This is a genomic window from Thermoplasma acidophilum DSM 1728, from assembly GCF_000195915.1.
GTDB lineage: Archaea > Thermoplasmatota > Thermoplasmata > Thermoplasmatales > Thermoplasmataceae > Thermoplasma > Thermoplasma acidophilum.
The window spans coordinates 985,132-1,005,208 of sequence record NC_002578.1; the positions used below are offsets into that span (position 1 = coordinate 985,132).

The 20,077-nt window shown below is 44.5% G+C and carries 22 protein-coding genes and 2 tRNA genes; 7 read left to right on the top strand and 17 right to left on the bottom strand.

Annotated features, from left to right (window positions below; all coding sequences use genetic code 11):
* Positions 1-188 precede the first annotated feature (188 nt).
* Positions 189-968: a prephenate dehydratase gene (locus tag TA_RS04715; protein ID WP_162053257.1), complete on the bottom strand. Its 780-nt coding sequence runs from the start codon at positions 966-968 to the stop codon at positions 189-191.
* A 144-nt stretch (positions 969-1,112) separates the two neighbouring features.
* Positions 1,113-1,197, bottom strand: a tRNA-Leu gene (locus TA_RS04720).
* A gap of 128 nt (positions 1,198-1,325) precedes the next feature.
* On the opposite strand from TA_RS04720, the gene TA_RS04725 reads away from it, so the two are divergent.
* On the top strand, positions 1,326-1,604 hold the full coding sequence (locus TA_RS04725) for a hypothetical protein (protein ID WP_010901325.1): 279 nt from the start codon (positions 1,326-1,328) through the stop codon (positions 1,602-1,604).
* Between the two features lie 72 nt (positions 1,605-1,676).
* On the opposite strand, the gene TA_RS04730 is transcribed toward TA_RS04725, so the two are convergent.
* From TA_RS04730 to TA_RS08240, 10 genes are all read right to left on the bottom strand, one after another.
* Positions 1,677-2,492, bottom strand: coding sequence for a DNA polymerase sliding clamp (locus TA_RS04730; protein ID WP_010901326.1), 816 nt, complete (start codon positions 2,490-2,492; stop codon positions 1,677-1,679).
* A 105-nt stretch (positions 2,493-2,597) separates the two neighbouring features.
* The gene (locus tag TA_RS04735; protein ID WP_010901327.1) at positions 2,598-3,431 is read right to left on the bottom strand and encodes a hypothetical protein; all 834 of its coding nucleotides are present in this window, start codon (positions 3,429-3,431) and stop codon (positions 2,598-2,600) included.
* Entirely contained in the window at positions 3,432-4,733 is a 1,302-nt protein-coding gene (locus tag TA_RS04740; RefSeq protein WP_010901328.1) for a DUF58 domain-containing protein, read from the bottom strand.
* Positions 4,730-5,689: an AAA family ATPase gene (locus TA_RS04745; protein ID WP_010901329.1), complete on the bottom strand. Its 960-nt coding sequence runs from the start codon at positions 5,687-5,689 to the stop codon at positions 4,730-4,732. The genes TA_RS04740 and TA_RS04745 overlap by 4 nt, the downstream gene beginning before the upstream one ends.
* Positions 5,667-6,155 (bottom strand): hypothetical protein, encoded by a 489-nt coding sequence (locus tag TA_RS04750; RefSeq protein WP_010901330.1) that lies wholly within the window; start codon positions 6,153-6,155, stop codon positions 5,667-5,669. Before TA_RS04750 ends, TA_RS04745 begins: the two co-directional genes overlap by 23 nt.
* Entirely contained in the window at positions 6,136-6,711 is a 576-nt protein-coding gene (locus tag TA_RS04755; protein ID WP_083808320.1) for a hypothetical protein, read from the bottom strand. Before TA_RS04755 ends, TA_RS04750 begins: the two co-directional genes overlap by 20 nt.
* Positions 6,712-9,465, bottom strand: coding sequence for a carboxypeptidase-like regulatory domain-containing protein (locus TA_RS04760; RefSeq protein WP_010901332.1), 2,754 nt, complete (start codon positions 9,463-9,465; stop codon positions 6,712-6,714). It abuts the gene before it with no gap.
* Between the two features lie 67 nt (positions 9,466-9,532).
* A complete protein-coding gene (locus TA_RS04765) occupies positions 9,533-11,065 on the bottom strand; it encodes a DUF5591 domain-containing protein (RefSeq protein WP_010901333.1) in 1,533 nt (510 codons plus the stop codon).
* Positions 11,066-11,158: 93 nt separating this feature from the next.
* Positions 11,159-11,240, bottom strand: a tRNA-Ser gene (locus TA_RS04770).
* A gap of 7 nt (positions 11,241-11,247) precedes the next feature.
* Positions 11,248-11,409 carry a hypothetical protein gene (locus tag TA_RS08240; RefSeq protein WP_173338153.1) on the bottom strand — a complete coding sequence of 54 codons (162 nt, stop codon included), beginning with the start codon at positions 11,407-11,409 and terminating at the stop codon, positions 11,248-11,250.
* A gap of 108 nt (positions 11,410-11,517) precedes the next feature.
* Here TA_RS08240 and TA_RS04775 point away from each other — a divergent pair, with 108 nt between their 5' ends.
* The gene (locus TA_RS04775) at positions 11,518-12,507 is read left to right on the top strand and encodes a class I SAM-dependent methyltransferase (protein ID WP_010901335.1); all 990 of its coding nucleotides are present in this window, start codon (positions 11,518-11,520) and stop codon (positions 12,505-12,507) included.
* A gap of 123 nt (positions 12,508-12,630) precedes the next feature.
* Here TA_RS04775 and TA_RS04780 read toward each other — a convergent pair whose 3' ends face one another.
* From TA_RS04780 to TA_RS04785, 3 genes are read right to left on the bottom strand one after another with little or no spacing between them, the layout of a single operon-like run.
* Complete coding sequence (locus TA_RS04780; protein ID WP_241761805.1) at positions 12,631-12,852, bottom strand: LSM domain-containing protein; 222 nt, start codon at positions 12,850-12,852, stop codon at positions 12,631-12,633.
* Positions 12,853-12,860: 8 nt separating this feature from the next.
* Positions 12,861-13,073 (bottom strand): hypothetical protein, encoded by a 213-nt coding sequence (locus TA_RS08005; protein WP_010901337.1) that lies wholly within the window; start codon positions 13,071-13,073, stop codon positions 12,861-12,863.
* Positions 13,036-13,650: an exosome complex RNA-binding protein Csl4 gene (locus TA_RS04785; RefSeq protein ID WP_010901338.1), complete on the bottom strand. Its 615-nt coding sequence runs from the start codon at positions 13,648-13,650 to the stop codon at positions 13,036-13,038. Before TA_RS04785 ends, TA_RS08005 begins: the two co-directional genes overlap by 38 nt.
* A 246-nt stretch (positions 13,651-13,896) precedes the next feature.
* On the opposite strand from TA_RS04785, the gene TA_RS04790 reads away from it, so the two are divergent.
* The 4 genes from TA_RS04790 to TA_RS04805 all read left to right on the top strand — a co-directional run bounded on the left by TA_RS04790 (position 13,897) and on the right by TA_RS04805 (position 17,356).
* Positions 13,897-14,403, top strand: coding sequence for an ArsR family transcriptional regulator (locus TA_RS04790; RefSeq protein ID WP_010901339.1), 507 nt, complete (start codon positions 13,897-13,899; stop codon positions 14,401-14,403).
* On the top strand, positions 14,400-15,419 hold the full coding sequence (locus tag TA_RS04795) for a tRNA (cytidine(56)-2'-O)-methyltransferase (protein WP_010901340.1): 1,020 nt from the start codon (positions 14,400-14,402) through the stop codon (positions 15,417-15,419). Before TA_RS04790 ends, TA_RS04795 begins: the two co-directional genes overlap by 4 nt.
* A 14-nt stretch (positions 15,420-15,433) precedes the next feature.
* Positions 15,434-16,192: a pseudouridine synthase family protein gene (locus TA_RS04800; protein ID WP_010901341.1), complete on the top strand. Its 759-nt coding sequence runs from the start codon at positions 15,434-15,436 to the stop codon at positions 16,190-16,192.
* Positions 16,193-16,267: 75 nt separating this feature from the next.
* The gene (locus TA_RS04805) at positions 16,268-17,356 is read left to right on the top strand and encodes an MFS transporter (protein ID WP_010901342.1); all 1,089 of its coding nucleotides are present in this window, start codon (positions 16,268-16,270) and stop codon (positions 17,354-17,356) included.
* Between the two features lie 96 nt (positions 17,357-17,452).
* Here TA_RS04805 and TA_RS04810 read toward each other — a convergent pair whose 3' ends face one another.
* Positions 17,453-18,652: a M20 family metallo-hydrolase gene (locus TA_RS04810; protein WP_048161867.1), complete on the bottom strand. Its 1,200-nt coding sequence runs from the start codon at positions 18,650-18,652 to the stop codon at positions 17,453-17,455.
* A 162-nt stretch (positions 18,653-18,814) separates the two neighbouring features.
* Between TA_RS04810 and TA_RS04815 the strand changes: the two genes are divergently transcribed.
* Positions 18,815-19,402, top strand: a complete 588-nt coding sequence (locus TA_RS04815; RefSeq protein ID WP_048161869.1) for a hypothetical protein — start codon at positions 18,815-18,817, stop codon at positions 19,400-19,402.
* A gap of 8 nt (positions 19,403-19,410) precedes the next feature.
* On the opposite strand, the gene TA_RS04820 is transcribed toward TA_RS04815, so the two are convergent.
* Positions 19,411-20,031, bottom strand: a complete 621-nt coding sequence (locus tag TA_RS04820; RefSeq protein WP_156778516.1) for an HAD-IB family phosphatase — start codon at positions 20,029-20,031, stop codon at positions 19,411-19,413.
* Between the last annotated feature and the right edge of the window lie 46 nt (positions 20,032-20,077).

The window sequence follows — 20,077 nt, forward strand, 5'->3', positions numbered from 1 at the left end:
AGGATTATCGCCTCTTGAGCTGATTTGCATGACTGATAATAACAAGCTTAAATCTCCATAATATCATTAAACCATATTTTAATCTTTTCAGATAATGTAGATCATATTCCATTCTAAATTACATCAAGCAACGAACATTCAAGGATTCCCTGACATTAGTATATAAATATCCAGTTAACGGTGTTTGATCATCTGCAACATTTAAAAGAGCCTTTATATAGGATCCGCAGAGACTGTTTTCCCATAGTTAAAAGAAGATCCTCATCAAGTTTTCCCGAGAATTCTATGTAAAAATAATATTTCCATATGGTGTCCCTCAATGGCCTTGAATAGATCATATTCATGTTTATGCCCCTGCTGGCAAGAACTCCGATCAGACTATGAAGCGATCCTGGCCTGTCTGGTATCACGCAAAGTATGATGTGCCTCGATCCTTCAACGTTTCTCTCTCTTCCTATGAGGATGAATCTCGTTATGTTTCTGGACTTCGATTCTATCTTGACGGTATTTGCAAGGCCGTAGTGCTGTGCAGCTTTCATGGAACATAGCGCTGCTCCGGCCTCGTCCATTGATGCAAGTTTCGCTGCCTCTGAGGTGCTGCTAGTCCTTATCACTTCGATGTTTTCTGTCCTCTCCAGGTAGTCTCCTGCTTCCGCAATTGCATGGGGATGCGAGTATATTCTTCTGATATTCTCTGTATCACAGTTTGAGGCCAGAAATATCTCGATGGGTATTTCTACGTGATCCACAATGTATATATCTTCATGCCTGAAGAGGCCGTCAAGTGTTTCATTGACAGGGCCTTCTATGCTGTTCTCTATGGGAACGATGCCATAATCGCCGGTAACCGATATCTTATGGAATATTTCGCTTATGGATCGCACTGGCACTAGATCCGATCCGAATATCTCCGCTGCCTCCTGGGAAAAGCTTCCTGGCGGCCCGAGATAGAATATTTTTCTGATCACGATGCTGTATTCGAATATATTTAGGTTATTTGAAAACTTTGCCTGAACATGCATTTACTTTTCGTTCAATGCATTCTACTGATAGGTATGCCTTATACGGTACTTGGACGCCATGCATAAAACAGCATCCATTGTACGTGAAGATGCGAGGGGCGGGATTTGAACCCGCGAACCCCTTCGGGACAGGATCTTAAGTCCTGCACTGTTGGCCTGGCTTAGTTACCCTCGCGTTTCCGCTATGCAAAAAATGAATAATAATCTTTGCCGGATCTGCCTGGCCCGATTCAATGGATTTCTATACGAAGAAGCAACTCTATTTTTCAGGAATATTAATATCTCATAAGCATATGAGGTTGCATGGCATTTCCCGGTGGCAATTTCCCAACAGATGGTGAACTTGTAGAATTCGAAACTGAAGAGGAACCAAAGTGGATCACTGTGAAGTTGAAAGATGGATCAGTCTTGCAGATAAAGATGGAGATCGTGTCCATACTCAGGAATGGCAACGATCCCAACACCGGAATACCCAACTATATGATACAGGCCACAAACATAATAAGGCTAGTAAAAGTTCCAAAGGAGCTAATTGTAAAACCAAAAAAGGGAAACGAACAGGGTGGCCAGTTATACCGCTAAGCGTATTTTAAACATTTCAGTTCCGATATATTTCTAGCAAAAAATTTCAATTTTTTCGTGAATGATATTTTCTTACTGCTCCATTCTCGGAGCCAGAAGGAAAAGTCCTTTTATCTTTGCGCCTGGATTCTGATCCAGATAAAATTCAACCGATAGAGGATAATCATCCCTGAAGCTGAGTTTCAAGCTATCCGTTGAGGATATTGCCTTTATAAATTTCAGCAGGTATTCGAGAGGATAAGAGCTCTTGATGGTTGTGTTGCAAGACATGTCCGTTATCAGATCCTTGGGAAGTATCATCTCTGATTCTTCCGATTCCGAATGCGAATAGGCCTTGAAACCGTCTTGGGAGAGGGTGAATCTTATTGAATCCGATATATCCTCTGCTGCCCTCAAGCCCCTCTCGAAATCAGACTTCTTCAAGACTGCATAGTACTCCGACGTTATGTTGGGTATCTTTGGGGTAACTATGGTTGACGGATCAAGAAGCGATATGCTCTTGTTTATTGTGCCCAGCTCAAATTTCAGCTTTTCACCATCCTTTGTTATGCCGACGTTCTCTGAGGAGCTCGCTAGCCTGATCACAGACTTGAGCCTGTCAATATCCAGGGCGATCTCCTCCTGCCCATCCGTGTGGAACTCAACAAATGCTTCCTTTGGGACTTCCAGCCTTATCATGGCAACATGCGCTGGGTCAACGGCGGTTACGCTCATGCCGTTTTCGTCAACTCTGAACTTCGCCTCTGATACTATCGTGCTCAGTAAATCCGTAATCTCCTTGAGATTCTTAACCGAAAGGTTCAGTCTGATCATATCACAACACCATTCAATCTGTTTTTCATTCACTTTTATCAGGTTCTTCGGAGGATCTGTAGATCCAGCCTCCATTTCATCATCTTAGTGGATTTCCACGATTGACCAACCGCAAAAACAGATAATGCTACGAGATATAAATTTTTGTTTCGAGGCCCTGCGGATTTATTAACATATGCTTCATTTTGCCTCAGATTTTCTTCCTGGATCTGTCCGTATGATTGCATATACCATGGCAACTATGACTATCGATATTGCGAGGAACTGGAGCGAGAACCGGGACATTGCGGTTATGAAGTAGAACGCTGCAGCCCCAAGGATCGAACCGTAAAGTATCGAATATGCGAATGAACTTGATCTATCAATCGACCTGTTTCCGTTCCTGTATGAAGCCGCAATTATGGATACCATGGATAGTACGAAGCTCGCAATCAGATATGAGTTTATTGGAATGACAAATGTGGCCAGCGGAAGGCTGAATTCATAACCGTAGACTACGAGTGTGTATACCGCCTCATACTCCATCAATTCAACATAAACATACGATGTGAAAAATGCATACCCGGTCTCCCTGAACACTATAAATGCCGCTATCATGTCAAGGAAAGAAAGCGTTGAAAAAGCCATCAGGGTTACCACGGAATAGATCTTCCTTGCGAATATTCCCTCAAGCAGGCTGACGATGCCTATGACCAGCGTCACGGATACCATGAATGGCTCATTTACCGGCGTGCCGAGAACCATGTATTTATGCGGTATACTTCCGGTCAGAGCCGCCAACCATATCAGCACGGATGCAGCAACGATGATCAGGGCCACCGGATATACGAAGTTTCTGTAGGGATTCCCAAGCAGCCTCCTTACCACTGGCAGGGAGGCGAATAGAAACAGGATGAACAGATTGGCGTATGGATAAACGCGCGGAAGTATGTAGGCAGCCATGAATATGGGTGGCAGCATCACGCCTACGTTGATCACCATTTCAGTTATCGATTCCTTGCTTATGTTTTCCATTCACTCACCCATATTGTTCATCTTAGCATATAGATACGAGGCCACCAGTTTTCTGTATGCATCGCGAGATCCGACGATCTCGGTTCTGAAGCCAAGGCTCCTTAAGATCTCCTTTTTTCTCTCGACAAGATCATGCTGCTTGTGGAATAGCGTTGCCCTCAGCGTGCGATTCTCTTCCCCGGTCACAATGAAATCGTAAGGATTCGCTATGAAGATCATTGCCTTGTAGGAACCGATCATGTCCCTTATCCATCTTGGATCTTCCCCATATTCGAAGGAACTTATGATGAAGATCATCGTCGTCTTCTTTATCTTCCTTTTCAGAAAATCAAGCGAAGATTTCAGAGAGAACGAGCCTGCCGGCCTGATATCAGATATGACCTTCTGGAGGTTCTCTATTGGTGCCGCGGTTCTTTCTGGCGGGATGAATACATTTGTCTCCGATGACGATATGAAGAATCCAACGCCGTCCTGATTCTTCCTTATCTTGTATGACGTTTTTATAACATCTGCCATTATTGAGTCGAACATCCTCTTTCCGTCATGGCCCTGATTCATGCCATTGCCGTAATCTATGAGGAAGATGACGTCCATTATGCGCTCCTCTTCCATCTGCTTCACGTAAAGATCATCGCCTCTCGTTCGTCCTATCATGGCCCAGGCCACGTACCTAATCTCATCCCCGGGAACGTATTCCCTCAAAGTGAGAAAATCGTAGCCCTGCCCAGCCTTCTTGTTGTAATGTATGCCGGTATAATACAGCATATTGCTTATCCTCTCGCTCCTGGCTGCCATTATCTCACTCAATGCCGGGGCAACCCTGAGGTCTATGATTTTCGATACCTCGGCCCGCTCTACCGCGAACCTCATTCCATCTTCTATGTAAACGGAGACTGGCCCTAGCTTGTATCTACCGATCGTATTTGGAGTAACAGAGAATTTCTTCACGGCTCTCTCAAAGGGTTTCAGCGAGATGAAACCTTCAAAATCTCCTGACATCCTGAAGGTGTCCGATGAATACACGTAGTAGTGGAAGGAGAGCGGAGAATTATTGCGATTTAAAAAAGCTATCGTGAATTCTTTTGGAGAGAATTTCCTGGCCTTCTCATTCTCCGAGGATATTTCCACCTCTACGTTTCTAAGTTTTCTGGCGGTTGTCAGATTGAATATAAGAATGTCTGATGAGAAAACGAAGAAGAGTATTATGGAAAATATTATGTAATACCTGTATCCGAGTAGGATCGATTCGAATATATTGTAAATTGATGCGCTCAGTATGAGATAGCCTGCCCTTCTGATCATTTCGGAACCGGAACCTCTGACAGAACACGGTCAATTATCCTCTTCACGATGAGCTTTGGATCGTCGGTCTCATCCATTATCGCCTCTGGTTTCAGTATCAACCTGTGGTTCAGTATTTCGAATGCCATGAACGTTATATCCTCTGGGATCACGTAGCTCCGTCCGCTTATCAACGCATTTGCCCTGGCCGCTTTCATGTACTTGGCAGTTGTCCTGGGGCTAGCGCCAAGGTAGACCAGGTCATTCTCACGTGTGCGCCTCATCAGGTCAACAAGATACTGCTTTATCTCTTCGGATATGTAGACGTTGTCGACCTGAGATCTGAACTCTATTATCTCATCAGGCATCAGAACCAGAGACGGATCATCGTATTTTCCTATCGAATTCAGTATGTTCAGCTCGTCCTCCCTGCTTGGATACTCAAGGTAGTACCTGAAAAGAAAACGATCCATAAGGGCCTCCGCAAGAGGAAACGTGCCTTCCTGCTCTATGGGATTCTGCGTGGCTATGACGAAGAACGGCTTGGGCAAAGAGTGTGTTTCTCCGCCTATGGTCACCTGCGTTTCCTCCATCGCCTCCAGGAGCGCTGACTGAACCTTTGGCGGCGTCCTGTTTATCTCATCGGCTAGAATAACGTTGGCAAATATCGGACCCTCCTTGAATTCCATCTTCCTGGACTCTATGTTGAACATGATCGTACCGGTGACATCGGATGGGAGCATATCAGGAGTGAATTGTATCCTCCTGAACTTCATTCTGGTGTGCCTGGCAAATTCGTTTGCCAGCATGGTCTTTGCGAGTCCGGGTACACCCTCCATCAGGATATGGTTGCCCGTGAGCAATGCGATGAACATGAAGCGCACTATCCTTCTAGATCCTATGACGCGCTTCCCTATACTCTCCTCTATACTTATAACAGTATTTCTCAGATTTTCAAGATCTTCTACCGCTTCCATAATCTTCACCCAGCGTCAGCCTATCCAGCTTCATTTTTCCCAACTTATCGTATAGTCTAGCTATTTCAGAAAAGATGCGCTCCCTCTCCTTTTTCGCACTCGCCCTTCGCCTTTTACTTGGAGAATTAAGCCTGTTCGTATATTTCCTGTATAGTTTTATGTAATACCTGTATTCCTCCACAAGACTTCTCACAGACTCAAAATCCCTTTCAACACCTGAAAGGTAATAATCGATATCGTTGTCCCTCACGTGAGGGTATTCCTGGTTTATGTAGTTGCTGGGAACATCAAAGATCTCCTTCTTCTGGCTGTCTGTGGGGTAGTCATCTGGAACTCCGCGCTTTGAATAATGCCTTACAACGAAGACCAGAATAAAGAGCATGATCACCGGAATCAGAAAGCGAAATACTACGAGGGGATACGCAACTATGTTAGAGAACATGGTACTAAGTACCGACACCTGCATCATCCCCCTTGAAATACAGCTTCGTTATGTCCATATAGTTATATATTCCAGTCAGGCGTTCGATTATCTCTCCATCATCCTCTATTACTGAATCTGAATATTTGGCCTTTTCATAGTATTTCAGATAGAATTCAGCTATCTTCACGAAACAAGCGACCTTTGGATCCGTGCTGGCCAGATCCATGCCTGATATGCGATCGATGATGAATTTACCGTCAACTATCGATTCCTCTGGCAGATCTATGCCCAATCCCTTCAGCGTATTCACTATGAATAGCCTTTCTCCCTCATCGGGCGCTTGCTGAATCCCAAAATAACGCATATAGTCGTTCTTAACATCCCTGTATCCAGATATTATTGCATCCTTTACCTTGCCCTCAGTTATGCTCTTTCTGGCTGAAACTATGGCTGGAACATCACCTACCGTTTTGACCTTGATGACGGTTTTAACCTCCTCCCTCACCTTTTTACGACCGAAGCTGAAGAGGGATCTCTTTTCCTTCTTGGGAGGTTCGCTCTGAAAGTCTATTTTTGCCTGCTTTTCATCTTCGCCCACCTACGTCACCTCTATGTTTGTCATGTACTCCTGTATTGTTCCGTTCAGGTATTCCCTATAATATTCCGTAAAGTTGGTAGCTTTGTAATGCATTACAAGCTGCAATTCTGTGGATTGAGCAATGTACAGGTTGGCGAGGGAGAGATTATCCGAATTTACCGATACAACCTGCACTGCAACACCACTCGTGTTTACATACATGACCGTATTGTTTATGGATATGTTAAGACCTATAAATTCTATATTATGTATGTATCCGGTTACAAGTGAGTTCGAAAGTGCCGTTATGTTGAACTCTTCAACCGCATTGATGCCAGAGATCTGTACCCACGTCTTCTCCGATGTGAATCTCTTCAAAACGTTGGTGACGTTGAATACGACTATCCTAGTCGTCTGGGTGCTGTTTAAGGTGATAATGGTTGTATTGGCTGGATTGCGATCCGCAGTATTGAGATAGGCATTGAATGAATAGGAACCGGGGCCGAGAAGATAGGCGTTTTCCAAAGATACCGTCATGTTGCTATGTGAAACGCTCACGGCAGATCCAGGATTAGAATATAGCGAGAAATGCCATGATGCCACTGATTCGTTCTCAACCCCTATTATGTAAGGGACAAGGCCATGTGAAATGCTTGTATTCGCCCTAAGTGCAGTACTATAGCTGTAAGGAACAAACGAAATGTTATCGTATCTGAAGGTGTAGTTCGATATAGGCAGTGTATAGTTGACGAATATCCTGCTGCCGTTGTCAGATAAGGTTGGTTTTATATCGAAATTGTTGGCGTTTAGACTTATGACAGATTCTGGGATGCTGGTATTCGTCAGCTTGAAGATTATTGAATAATTGTAAAGTTCAAAGGACAGCGTGTAAAGCGTCCTAGCTGATAAGTCGACTGTGGCTGACCCACTACCAGTTAGATTTATGATCAGATCACCCTTATATTTCAGGAAATAGAACTTCATCGAATAATGTCCTGAATAGTACAACGTCATCAGATCCGTTCCGTTGTTGCTAGTGTTGCCAATGTATCTATATTCCGTTGAATCGAAAGTCATGAACATCTCGAATTCTGAAGAGTTAACGGTAGATCCATGGTACATGAATCTGAGATCCAGATTAATTGTGCGCTCTGCATATAAAAACGTACTGTTTGTGGATGGATACCCTGAGACAGGGACAGCTAATTGAGTGCTCTCTGATACGCCGTATCCAAGAGATGTGACTGGATTTAGCGTTTCCTCGATGCTTGTATTGGAAACCACATTCCTCGTAACATTTATCTCCTGGTATCCGGGGGCATAGATGCTGAATGTGTAGTTCCCGCCAATAAGCGAGACGTTTCCAGATCCGTTGAATGAGAAGTTTCCTACGAGAATGCCATTTGAGTATATTGAAACGTTGTAAGGAATCCGCCCACTCGAATTCGACATGTCAAGGGATACCTCGTAGGATGATCCGGGCATTGGTGTGAAATAGAGATTATGGTATGTTGTCTTGTTCGCTATCTTAACAAAGAAATTGTAAGGATGGAAACCGACAGCATAGGCGGTGAAATTGTAATAGCCCCCATACAGGACGGTTATATTGTAATATCCAAGATCGTTCGTCTTGGTCAGCACATAGAATCCAGTGCCCTGAATGGATACTGCAAATCGTATATCAGTTGCGGTAAGCGGTATATACCTTCCGCTTGAATTGTAAAAGGCCCTTCCTTTAAGGTAATAGACTCCAGCTGAACTTCCATTTAGATACGTCTGATTAATCGGGATATTTGTGGAGGACATCGATCCACCGAGCATGGGATCAGCCACGGGCAGTGTTATGTTGACATCAGATTCGTTGGCAACGGCCATGAAGGTGGCATTGCCATAACCATATCCTGGGGCGGTTGCAACCAGGATATCAAAGCCAGCGCTGACGTTTATCGTGTAAAAACCGTTGCTGTTGGAAATAGCGGTGAAACCATCATAGAAAACGGTGGCGTTGCTGACCAGTTTTCCGGCCTGATTCTTCACATATCCTGATATAACTATGGATCTGGAACCGGAAGGCTTCAGGCTGATATTCTGTGCAAGATCGTGCCCATCGACGCTTATCATATCTGGTGTGGCATTGCTTGCAAAGCCTGGCTTGTAAACAGCTAGAACGTATGTGCCGTTGTAAAGACTCACATTGTAGCTTCCATCGGATCCGGATTCAACCGCGGTGCTCACTCCATGCACGAAGTAAAGATCAGCTTTCGGTACGATAATGCCCTCGTACTCGGTAAAACCATGAACCAGGTATTTTTCAGACGGCCTCAAGCTGATGTTTAACCAGACGGTTCCAGAGGTTATGAAGTCAAAATAATGATAGACTGTATTGTATCCGTATACGTAAAACGCGATGTTGGCCTTTCCCGTTTTGAGGATACCGAACCTGTAGTAGCCACTCGATGATACATTGCAATATGTGGAATACGGGCCGGCTGCAACCGTAAGCTGGGTATCATTGATCTTTGCACCTGAGGAACTGTTGTAGAGAAATCCCTGAACCCATATGGTTGCGTTGCCAGATGGTATGAAGTAGGAAGAATTGAGGCCAACGGCGTACTTGTTAAGGCTCTGATTAACAAATATTATTTGCTGTTTTGGTATTTTATTTATCTTTATGTGGATGGGATTACCTGTTGGGTATCCCACATTTGCGAATGTAAATATTGACGAAAAGATAATAATACCCAATACGACCAGCGCGATATATTTAGGGGACAATATTGATCTACCGCAATACTATATTTAAATTTTTGCACGCTAGGATGCGTACTGCATCGCCGCAAGATCAGCGAACCTTGACGGCAATCCCCTTCTTCAGCTCTATCATGGCCCTGGCTGGCATCTTGGCTATGCCAACACCGCGTACTTCGCCGCTGTGAACCAGAACAACTTCGTCCTCCTGCCTTATGTCCTCAGTGGCATCAACAACGCCCATGGCGTAAACGTTTGATGTTGGCTTGAAATCATCTATCTCCACTAGAAATTTGCCGTTCTTGATGAACATATCAGCGGACGCTTTGTTTATGGTGAACTTTCCCAAATTCTCATTATAGACGAAGAGGATCTTTCCATCCTTTACTATCATATCCTGATTGTAGTTCCTCCTTATGGTGTATCCGGATACCAGCGGCAATATCCATTCGCCAAACTGGTAACGCAGTATTGAATTGTATTTGGCCACCTTCTGATTCACGGCCTTACCTCCAGCAATTTCCCTCTGAATGACCTCCCTTAACCTCTGAAGATTGGAAGATTTGAACTCTATGACCTCGTGCGGGTATGGTATGGCCTCCGTTATAAAGTCAAGATCTTCCGGTATGAACGCAATGACCTTTCTGTATCTGTTCCGGCCCATATAGCTGCTCATCATTCTTTTCATCATGATCTTTTCATCCTCATACCATAGCCCGATGACCGGTATATCGTAAAATCTCGCAGGATACGTTTCTTCAAGATCCCTAGGGACTATACCTATGGGCGATGTAACTATTACCTCATGGATGAACCTTCTCAGATTGCCAAGTGCGCCTATAACCTTCTGGTGGCTCTTTGATCTTGAATATGGTTTTTTCGCCGAGCATGGGAGTATTAGAGCAATATCTGCATCAGGTTTCACGTATGATTCCGAAATGTAATTTCTGTACCTGATCAGGTCTGGCCTGTAAAGATCCTCAATGGTATTTGCCTTTATGTATGGTGTTCTGACGGGAAAAACACTCTCGAAGTCCTGATAGTAGGAATAATCTGCGATCCTGACCATCTCGGCAGCCTTGCTTGAGATGACGGCTTTTTCGATCAGCTCCCTCAGGGTGCCATCAGAAATGGATCTCTGTATTATATGCATCATATCAGATATGAATATCGCATTTTCAGAAGAAACATCATGATCGGCCTTCTCGATGCCAAAAGGGGTGAAGCGATAGCCCATCTTCCCCTCCATCTCAAGAATGCTGCTATCGAAAAAAGATATGCCTAGATAGACCAAAGCTGGAATGGAGTATGGATCACTGATGCCTGAAATCATTATCAATTTGGAGAATCCATATCTTGAATGTATGTCCATTATGATCCTGACAAGATCCTTTGGTTTTCTAACAAGTTCAGCCCCGTTGGGAATGATGACCAGCTTGTCTGTTTCCAGTATCTCCTGTTTTATCTTTGCTGGATAAAGAATCTGCCTTGGTATCCTGTCTCCCAGTATTTCTATATCGCTATCCCCATAATTTATACCATTGCCGGATGCTATTACGGAGGGGTATACGACATCATCCACCTTGCCGTATCTGGCATATCCGAAGAGAGCCTGATCTTCAATCATTTATCTACGATATTTTGACTGCCTTATTTAAAGTTCGTATGCGCAATTCTTAGAGAAAAACCATAGAAGATTATGAAACCCCGTTCTATGAAACGCGGGGAGTGGGATTCGAACCCACGCTCTCATAAGAGAAACAGCTTAGCAGGCTGCCGCCTTACCTCTGGGCCATCCCCGCCCTTTATTCACTGGCTGAACCTTTCCTGAAGGTCGTTGGCGATCTGCTCCAGCATCTCCTCGAAATCCTCGTTTTCAAATGTGAAAACTTCTCCGTTCGGCAGTATTATCTTGGCATAATATATATCGCCATCCTTGGAGACCTCAACCTGAGCCAGTTCCTCTGTCATATCTATCAAGCCTTAAATGATTTGCCTATATTATACTTTTACGCAGAGACCTGACGGCCATCCGATATTCACGATCGTGTTTTTATCTACGTATTGATACCGCATTAAATGGAATCGATATCCTATCTGATCCCACGCAGAAAAGCGGACGAAGTGATAAAGTACCTAATGAGGTCAGGCAGGATAAGGAAAGATCTGAAGATAAAGAAGGTCGGAGAATTCATAGCTGTTCCTGTGAATGGGGAGGATCCAGCCATTGAGTTCAACGTCGCCCATCTTGACTTTGAGGAGAGAAGGCAAGAAAATATAAAGGAGATGATGAAGGATCTATTATCCAAAGAATACGGGTACCATGGCAATGTACCGGATAGATGGGTCAGATACGGCAATGCCCTATTTCTTAACAGTCCAATAGAGGAATGCGTATTCAAGGTGATGAAACGTTTCCTCGGCATAGAATCGGTGTACGTTTATCACGGTATAGCGGGATCGGAGAGGATACCCGTGGTGGAATTCCTCTACGGCAGGAGAGGCGAAGTAATCCATATTGAAAATGGAATCAGGTTCAAATTCGATCCGGAGAAGATAATGTTTTCGCCCGGCAATACCAACGAAAGAACGAGGATGCGATACATGACTTTTGAGGGAGAGACTGTACTCGATATGTTCAGTGGCATTGGATACTTCGCACTGCCTGTTGCTAAATATGGAAACCCAATGAGAATATTTGCATGCGATATAAACCCAGATGCCATACATTACCTGAAAGAGAACGCTGTTATTAACGGAGTTGAAAATATCGTTGTTCCCATACTCGGCGATTCCAGGCTGTCCTGCCCTAAAGGCCCATTTGATTCCATAATAATGGGCAATTTTAAATCGCTGATGTTTCTTCCAGGTGCACTCGAGAGATCAAAGAAGAATACACGGATAATACTGCATCATCTGGTATCTCAAGAGGATCTTGGCAGCTATAAATACAGTATAATGTCCTACACATCCTCATTGGGGTACCTAACCGCGGTTGAAGATTCGCATATCGTAAAATCATACGCTCCAAAGATGTTCCACGTTTCAACAACGCTGAGGATACTCTAGTATCCATCCAGCGTTCTCCAAAGGATCTGGATAATATGATGCAGAACAATCTCAAACAAATCAAAAATTGAAGATTCCTTTCGATCAAAGAAAGGAACCGTCTCGGCTCTGATATCTTCAGGATCACTTGGGAACTATACGGACAACGTTGCTGCCTCTAACAACAACGGTACCCAGTTTTCTTGAAACGTTCTCGCTGTTCTCGTCAACATCATCCAGCACCATGTTCATATATTCGTCAAATCCTGTGAGAACGCCTTCAAGAACTCTATTATCCTTCAGAAGCAAAGAAACCCTTTTATTAACACTTTCCTCAAGCATCTTCATCGGCATCATCAAGACCATTTCACCCCTCAATTGTATTCATCATCATCAAAGTTATCCTCACGGCTCATTATAACCTGTATAAGGCCACGGAGGACTTCTTTCACATCATCCAGCTCCTTCCTCATATTCTTTACTTCCCTGTTCAGCGCCTCAACATCCTTTGCCTTCTCATTACCTACATATTTCATCATCAAAACCCCCTTAATTCTGCCTACGGGCCTCGCTATGGCTACTTCCATGGGTTATCCTGTTTTCATAATTGAATATATCTACGCTGCCATAGTCGTCTGCAATTTTCCGTATTTCAGTGCGCTGGCAGTTTTCACAGTATAATGTTATGTTCTTTTTCACAAGCGGTTGCCTGCATCTGGAGCACACAGCGCTTATAACACCGTAGTGGTTGCCATTTATGGATATTTCAGGCATATCACCAGTTCGTACCACATATCCCCTTATCAGATCACCTACTGCAACGAAATCTGACTGTGGCCTCCTAGACATGCCAAAGGAAAGCTGCATCTCCTCATCTACTTCTTTCAGGCCAGTTCCCCTCTGAAATACCCCTACAACCCTTACGATGTACCTGTGAGCGTCGTTCTTGATAACCTGCCCGTATACAACATCGCCCTTCCTGAGGAAAAACTCCTTCTTTCCCGTATCTACAGATATCATTAAGTTTATATCATCCCGCACTATGTTTCCGAACTTTGTCGCTACTATCTCCCCATTCTTCTCCTCTGTATTCCTTCCTGGCAGATACTCCTCAGTTGTGGCGATTATGTCTCCGGGAAAAGCAACTTTTTTATCTCCTTCCATGTGTATTCCTTTGCATACGTTGGCCTTTACGGCTATATCGACATATAATCATACATATTTAAGTTTTTTTCCAGTGAAAACGGAGGAAAGTCCAGATCCTAAATTCCATCCGGCTTAATGCCAAGTTCATCAAAGTGGAAATATCTTCTAATACGATTTTCGATAAACCGAAAGAAATATCAATTTCGTGAATTTTCATACGGCTTCAATAAAAGTTAAATCATTTTTTAGTATATCCTGAATATTATGGTAAGCAGAATAAAAGTTGTCAACGATCCCGGTGAACTGGTATCCATTTTCCACGCTGCTGATAGTGAGGTTAAGAGAAAGCTTCTGCTTGATCTTTCGACTGGCTGGATAACGCTCCCTGTTATAGAGCAGAAGTATGGAAAAGAAGGCAGAAGGGCCCTCCTATATCTTGATAAAATAAAGATGATCGAAACCCAGTGGATAACCGGACAGAACGGCCCTGAGAAGGCCTATCATACCTATTACACAAATGTCCAGATAAATATCATGGGATCACTCAGCGAACTTGCCGACATCATATATGCAGCGACACTCTCCGATGAGCAGCTCAGCGAATACGAGGATAAGATAAAGGCCATGATGAAGAATGGTGAAGGCGTGTTCCTCGGGGATGTTTCCGATTCACTTGGCATATCCCAGACCCTCATCAGGGGCATTGTAAAGAGGTCAAGCATACTCGAGATTAGAGGCTACAAAATTGAGCTGGTGTCTGGTGCTGAATGATAACCGTACTGCGGATAAATCACAGGCCGTACAGAGACAAAAGGATAACAACGCATGTTGCCCTGACTGCCAGGGCTTTCGGTGCATCAGCAATACTGGTTGATGAGAGGGATGAGACTCTCGAAAACACAATAAGAGGCGTGATCAGCAATTTCGGTGGCAGTTTCTCGATAAAAACCGGATGCAACTGGATTCAGGAATTCAAACATTTTCAGGGCATTCGCGTGCATTTAACAATGTATGGGCGCAGGATAAACGACGTGATCGATGAAATAAGAAACAGCGGAAAGGACGTGATGGTCCTCGTAGGATCGGAGAAGGTTCCGATTGAAGCATACGAGATAGCCGATTACAACGTATCCGTCACCAATCAGCCGATAAGCGAGGTCTCGGCCCTTGCGATATTTCTGGACAGATACTTCCAGGGAAAAGAGTTTGAATTTGAATTCAGGGGTAGGATCAACGTGCAGCCTGCTGAAAGGGGGAAGATAGTCAAGATCATACCGGACGAAATAGAGTGCCTGGATCTTCTTAAAAAATATGGTGCCAGTGAACAGCTAATCGAACATGTCAAGGCAGTTGAAGGCCTAGCCTTGAAGATAGCGGAGAGATGCAATGCAGATAAACGCGTGATTGTTGCAGGATCGCTCCTTCATGATATTGGAAGAACCAGAACAAACGGCATCGATCACGCGGTTGCAGGTGCTGAGATACTTCGATCAGAAAACATACATGATAGCGTTGTTTCGGCTGTGGAGAGACATATAGGAGCAGGTATAACCAGAGAGGAAGCGGCACGACTCGGCCTTCCTGAAAAGGATTACGTGCCCGAGACTCTTGAGGAGATGATAGTGGCGCAGGCAGACAATCTGTTTGCTGGAAACAAGAGGCTCAGACTTGAGGAAGTTTTGAATATCTATAGAAAGCGCGGCCTGGATTCCGCCGCCGAACGTATAAAGGAGCTTCACCGCAGGATCAGTGCAATAGCAGGTATCGATATCGATGAAATACGCTGATGCATGGTAGCGAAATGACGAATTATGCATTCAAATTTGGCTATGAGGGGTCCTATTTTACAGGGTTTCAGAGGGGGAATGGCGATCACAGCGTTGAAGATACTATCATTGATACGCTCAAGGCAAGCGGTTTCGACTACGCTATAAAAGCTGCGGCTAGAACTGATAGATACGTGTCAGCGCTTTCCAATGTCTTCAGTCTTGAGACAGGGAGATCTCCTGAGGCCGTGGCAGGCCTGATAAATTCAAGAATCGATCATATATACGTGCACTCCTATGCAGAGGTTCCAGACGATTTCAACCCAAGGCACTGCACCTTCAAAACCTACAGATACTATATATTGCGACAGGATTTAGATTGCATATCATTGGATATCAATCTGGGTAAATTCATCGGAACGCATGACTTCAGAAGGTTCGTGCGAGCAGACAGCAGGAACACTGTACGCACTATAATAAACGCTAGCTGCAAAAATGATAACGGTTTGCTCTATCTAGAATTCTCTGCTAGAAGTTTTCTATGGAATCAAATCAGGACCATGGTGGCCTTCATTCTGGACAATATCGGTGTGGAAACCGATCCGTTTTCCACATCTGAACGATATCCAAGGGTCGCGAGAGCACAGAACCTTCTGCTATGGGATATATATTATGATGGGATCGAGTTTAGGAAGGTGAAAAAAATTCCAAAGAAAATGCAGGGTGTATATGAAAACTCAATCATGAATTATATCCTTGCCGAGAATCTGATGCATAGATTTGGAATTGCGTAAAGCACATGCGATCAAGATTTATGCACTATTTCGGAATGCTATAATTTTATAAGTAACATCCATTTCCCTACCCAGATGGACTACAAGCCAAAGGCCTACAGCATAATATTTGCAAGGTCGTTATACGCGCTCAATTGGTTTGACATCGCTCCCGCGCTTAAGTATATCTCCATTGACCTGAACATAAACGTCATAAAGATCGGACTTGTTACGACCTCGTTTTACATAGGTCTGGCGCTTTTTCAGCTTGTAGGCGGATCGCTCGCACACCGCATAGGGAACCTCGTTGTCTCGGTAACAGGGCTCACGATATTGGGCCTGGCGGGCATATTCTCAGGCCTTTCTGGCAATTTCATAGAGCTTTCGGTTTCAAGGTTCATGGCTGGGGCCGGATCCGCGCTCTTCTTTTCGCCCGCCCTAGGTATAATCTCAGATATAGTGCCCGTTGACAGGTATGGATCCTATGTGAGCGTATACAATGGGGCATTCAGTTTTGGAGCTGGAACCGGCATCTTTGCATTCGGCTATCTCGATACTGTCTCTGGATGGCGCATTTCACTGGTAATTGGTGGCGCATTGCTTCTGATAGCAGACCTAGCAATGTTTCTCATGATCAGGGGAGGCAACACAAAGGTAAGGAGACCGATGAAGGAACTCATAACTGCGGTGAAGAAACCAGAAATATGGATACTACCAGTTGTGACCGTTGGAAGCGCCATATCTGAAACCATAATGGGACAGCTCTTCGTTTATTACCTTGAAGAATACAGACATTTTCCAGCAATTACGGCCTCGGCTGCCGGATCCTTCTTCCTATTTGTTGGTCTTCCTGGAGGATTCATATCGGCCTATATAATCAGGAGATACAGCAAGAAGATCCAGGTAGCGTCGTTGCTTGCGGTCATGGGCCTCATATTCTTCCTAGTACCATTCGAGGTGAATATCATTGAAATACTGACCACACTCTTCGCCTTCAGTGTGCTATCCATATATGGATTTTCTTACCTGTACATGGAGGCCAGCATGATAAACAAATCTGCTGTGTCCTTCTCACTTTCAATAGTCAATTTTGTACAGATGATGATAAGTTCAGCTATACCATATCTCTATACATATGCAATATACAGCATATCGATAATGCTGGCTGGTATCTGCTGGGCGTAATATCGCTCGTGCCTGCACTATTTCTGATAAGGCTAAAGATGCCTGATCATTCGAAGGCTAAAGCTTAAACATATGCACAACAACATATCGTAAAAATTATGAGACAAGAACGTCCTCTAGAACGTCCCTGTCCATGAGTATGTGTGATATGAGGCAGAATTCATCTGGCCTGTGTGCATTTTCCTCTATGGTGGTGAACCACACCACCGCTGGTATGTCAAGCCTTCTGAAGAAAGCTGCGCATGTACCGCCTCCTATTCCGATTGCCTTTGGTGTCTTTCCCCTCTTCTTCTTTATTGATTCCATCAGCCTAACGACAACCTCAGAATCCTCAGGAGTCTTCTTCGGTGCCTGCTCCTTCTGCACCAGATCGTACGATATCCTGGCCTGGCTGTGGGCCTGGAAGTCGGATATGGCTTCATCAACTGTCTTCAGAACATCGTCCAGGCTGTACTGCGGCAGAACCCTGCAATCGAAGTAGAAGGTGTCTGTCCCTGGTATCGTGTTCACGTTATCCACGTTTTTTTCGTGCTTCGTCGGTTCAAACGTTGAGTAAGGAACGTTGTAAAGATCGTCCTTTACGGTGAACTTCTCGTGCAGCCTGCGGTCAAGATCGATCATGAATTTGGAACCTTCTCTGAAGGCGTTTATCGCATTGACAGGCATGCTGGCGTGCCACTGCTTTCCCTTCACGCTGAAGCGGATCCAGAGTATGCTCTTCTCCGCAATCTCTATGGTCATTCCATCCTCGCTTCCTGCGTCCGGAACAATTATGAGATCGGATTTTCTGAATATGTCCTTCTCAAGCAGATACTGGATTCCGTATTTGCTTCCCATCTCCTCGTCCGCTACGAATGCTACACCGAACTGCATCTTCTGTTTGAGGCCATTTTTCTTGATATCCCTTAGGATTAATAGAGCAGTGAACACCGCCTGACCGTCGTCCTCGGTTCCTCTGCCATACATGCGGTCTCCCTCTACCGTCACATCGAACGGTGGCTTTGTCCAAAGTGCAGGATCTCCGACCGGAACGGTATCTATATGCGCAACGAGCCAGAGAACCTTTTCACCCTTTCCTGCCCTGATCACAATGTTAGACCTGATCTTTCCATACTCATCCTTCATATCGTATCTCTGATAATCGTTATAGCCAAGCTCCCTGAGTATCTTCTCGATCTCATCTGCCCTATCCTTTTCACCTTCTCCACCTGAGGCCGGCGATATGGCGGGTATTCTTATGATCCTCCTTGCTACCTCAACTATGAAATCCCTATCAGGCATTGAAATAAGATCCATGCTGGAGTATCACGGAAACACGTAAAAATTTTCTCTAAAAGAACAATTTTAGTTTGTTCAAATGCTGAGGCCATGATATGCGGGATGATCTGCGGGGAAAATGCGTTGCTATTGCCGATAAGATCCAGCAAAATTTTAACCTTGCTTTGTGTTGCCTCTGTAATGTTTCGAAGGCCGGAGTATGCCTACATATACAGAGGCGTAAGCGTCATGGTTGCTTTAACGATACTGGCCGATATAGTCCGATCTTTCGTTCGATTTTACTCTCCATTCTCGGCTCTGGATCTTATAACATTCTACATTAACGCGTTCACACTTGGCATACTCTTCGCATTACTCATAACGTATGGTTTCCTCGAGGGTTCAAGATCCATAGAATTATCAGCATTCCTTCTTCTGGCATACTTTGTTCTGGATTATTCAAGATCCCTGATAACGCTCCGCGCTGATACATACGGTGCAGCACTTTATGGTTTTATGATACTCATACTCCCGATAATATCAAGGACACTTGCGCTGTTCTACTACAGAAATATTCTTACAAGATTCCTCACGGTCGTATTCTTCTTCATGGGGGCGGCATCTGCTCTCCTGGCATATAACGGATTGATATTGATCCATCATCCAATGAGGCATGCGGAAGAACAGCTGCTGATTCTGTACCTGGTCGTCGCATTCATATCATCCGTGCTGGTATTCCATTACTCTAGATCGCAGGTCCTGCAGTACGAATCTCACCATGCATCGTGATTTGATCATCAAATGTACGATAGAAGGTTTCTGATATTGTTTCCCAACGGGATCTCTCCGTGCCTTCCTTTTCCTCCAATTATGTATGCCTTTGAAGAATTGATGTGTATCATCCCATTCTCCATGGAATCGCCGATGGATATTGTCTCATCCTTGGATATGTGGAGCATGGATTGGAGTGATTTCACAGCTATGTTCTTTCTTTCTGGTATAACACGTATATAGCCCCATGGCTGCACGAACCCCCCCTCATCCGTTGCTATGACGTTGGAAAGGTTGTAATCTATCTGCATATACTCGTTAAGAATATCGCAGAGCCAGGATATTCCACCAGAAACTACGGCGGTGATCAATCCCCTCTCCTTCAGGCCGTTGACAACCTCGGATGACCCGTCCCTCAATTTAATGTCACGGAGTATGCCGGCTATGTCATCCTTCTTCAACCGTGGATGCATCCGGAGCCATGCGAGTACATCGCTCCTGAAGAATTCCTCATATGATATGAAGCCGTTTCTGTACAGCCTGAAGTTCATGTGGTTGTCCGTATGAAGCCTCCTGTGGACATACTCCCAGCTGCTGGGTTCATCAGTCAGCGTACCATCCATATCGAATATAGCTAGCTTGATCATTCTCCTCTCCTTCCTCAAGCATTAAATGTGTATCAATCAGGGCGAT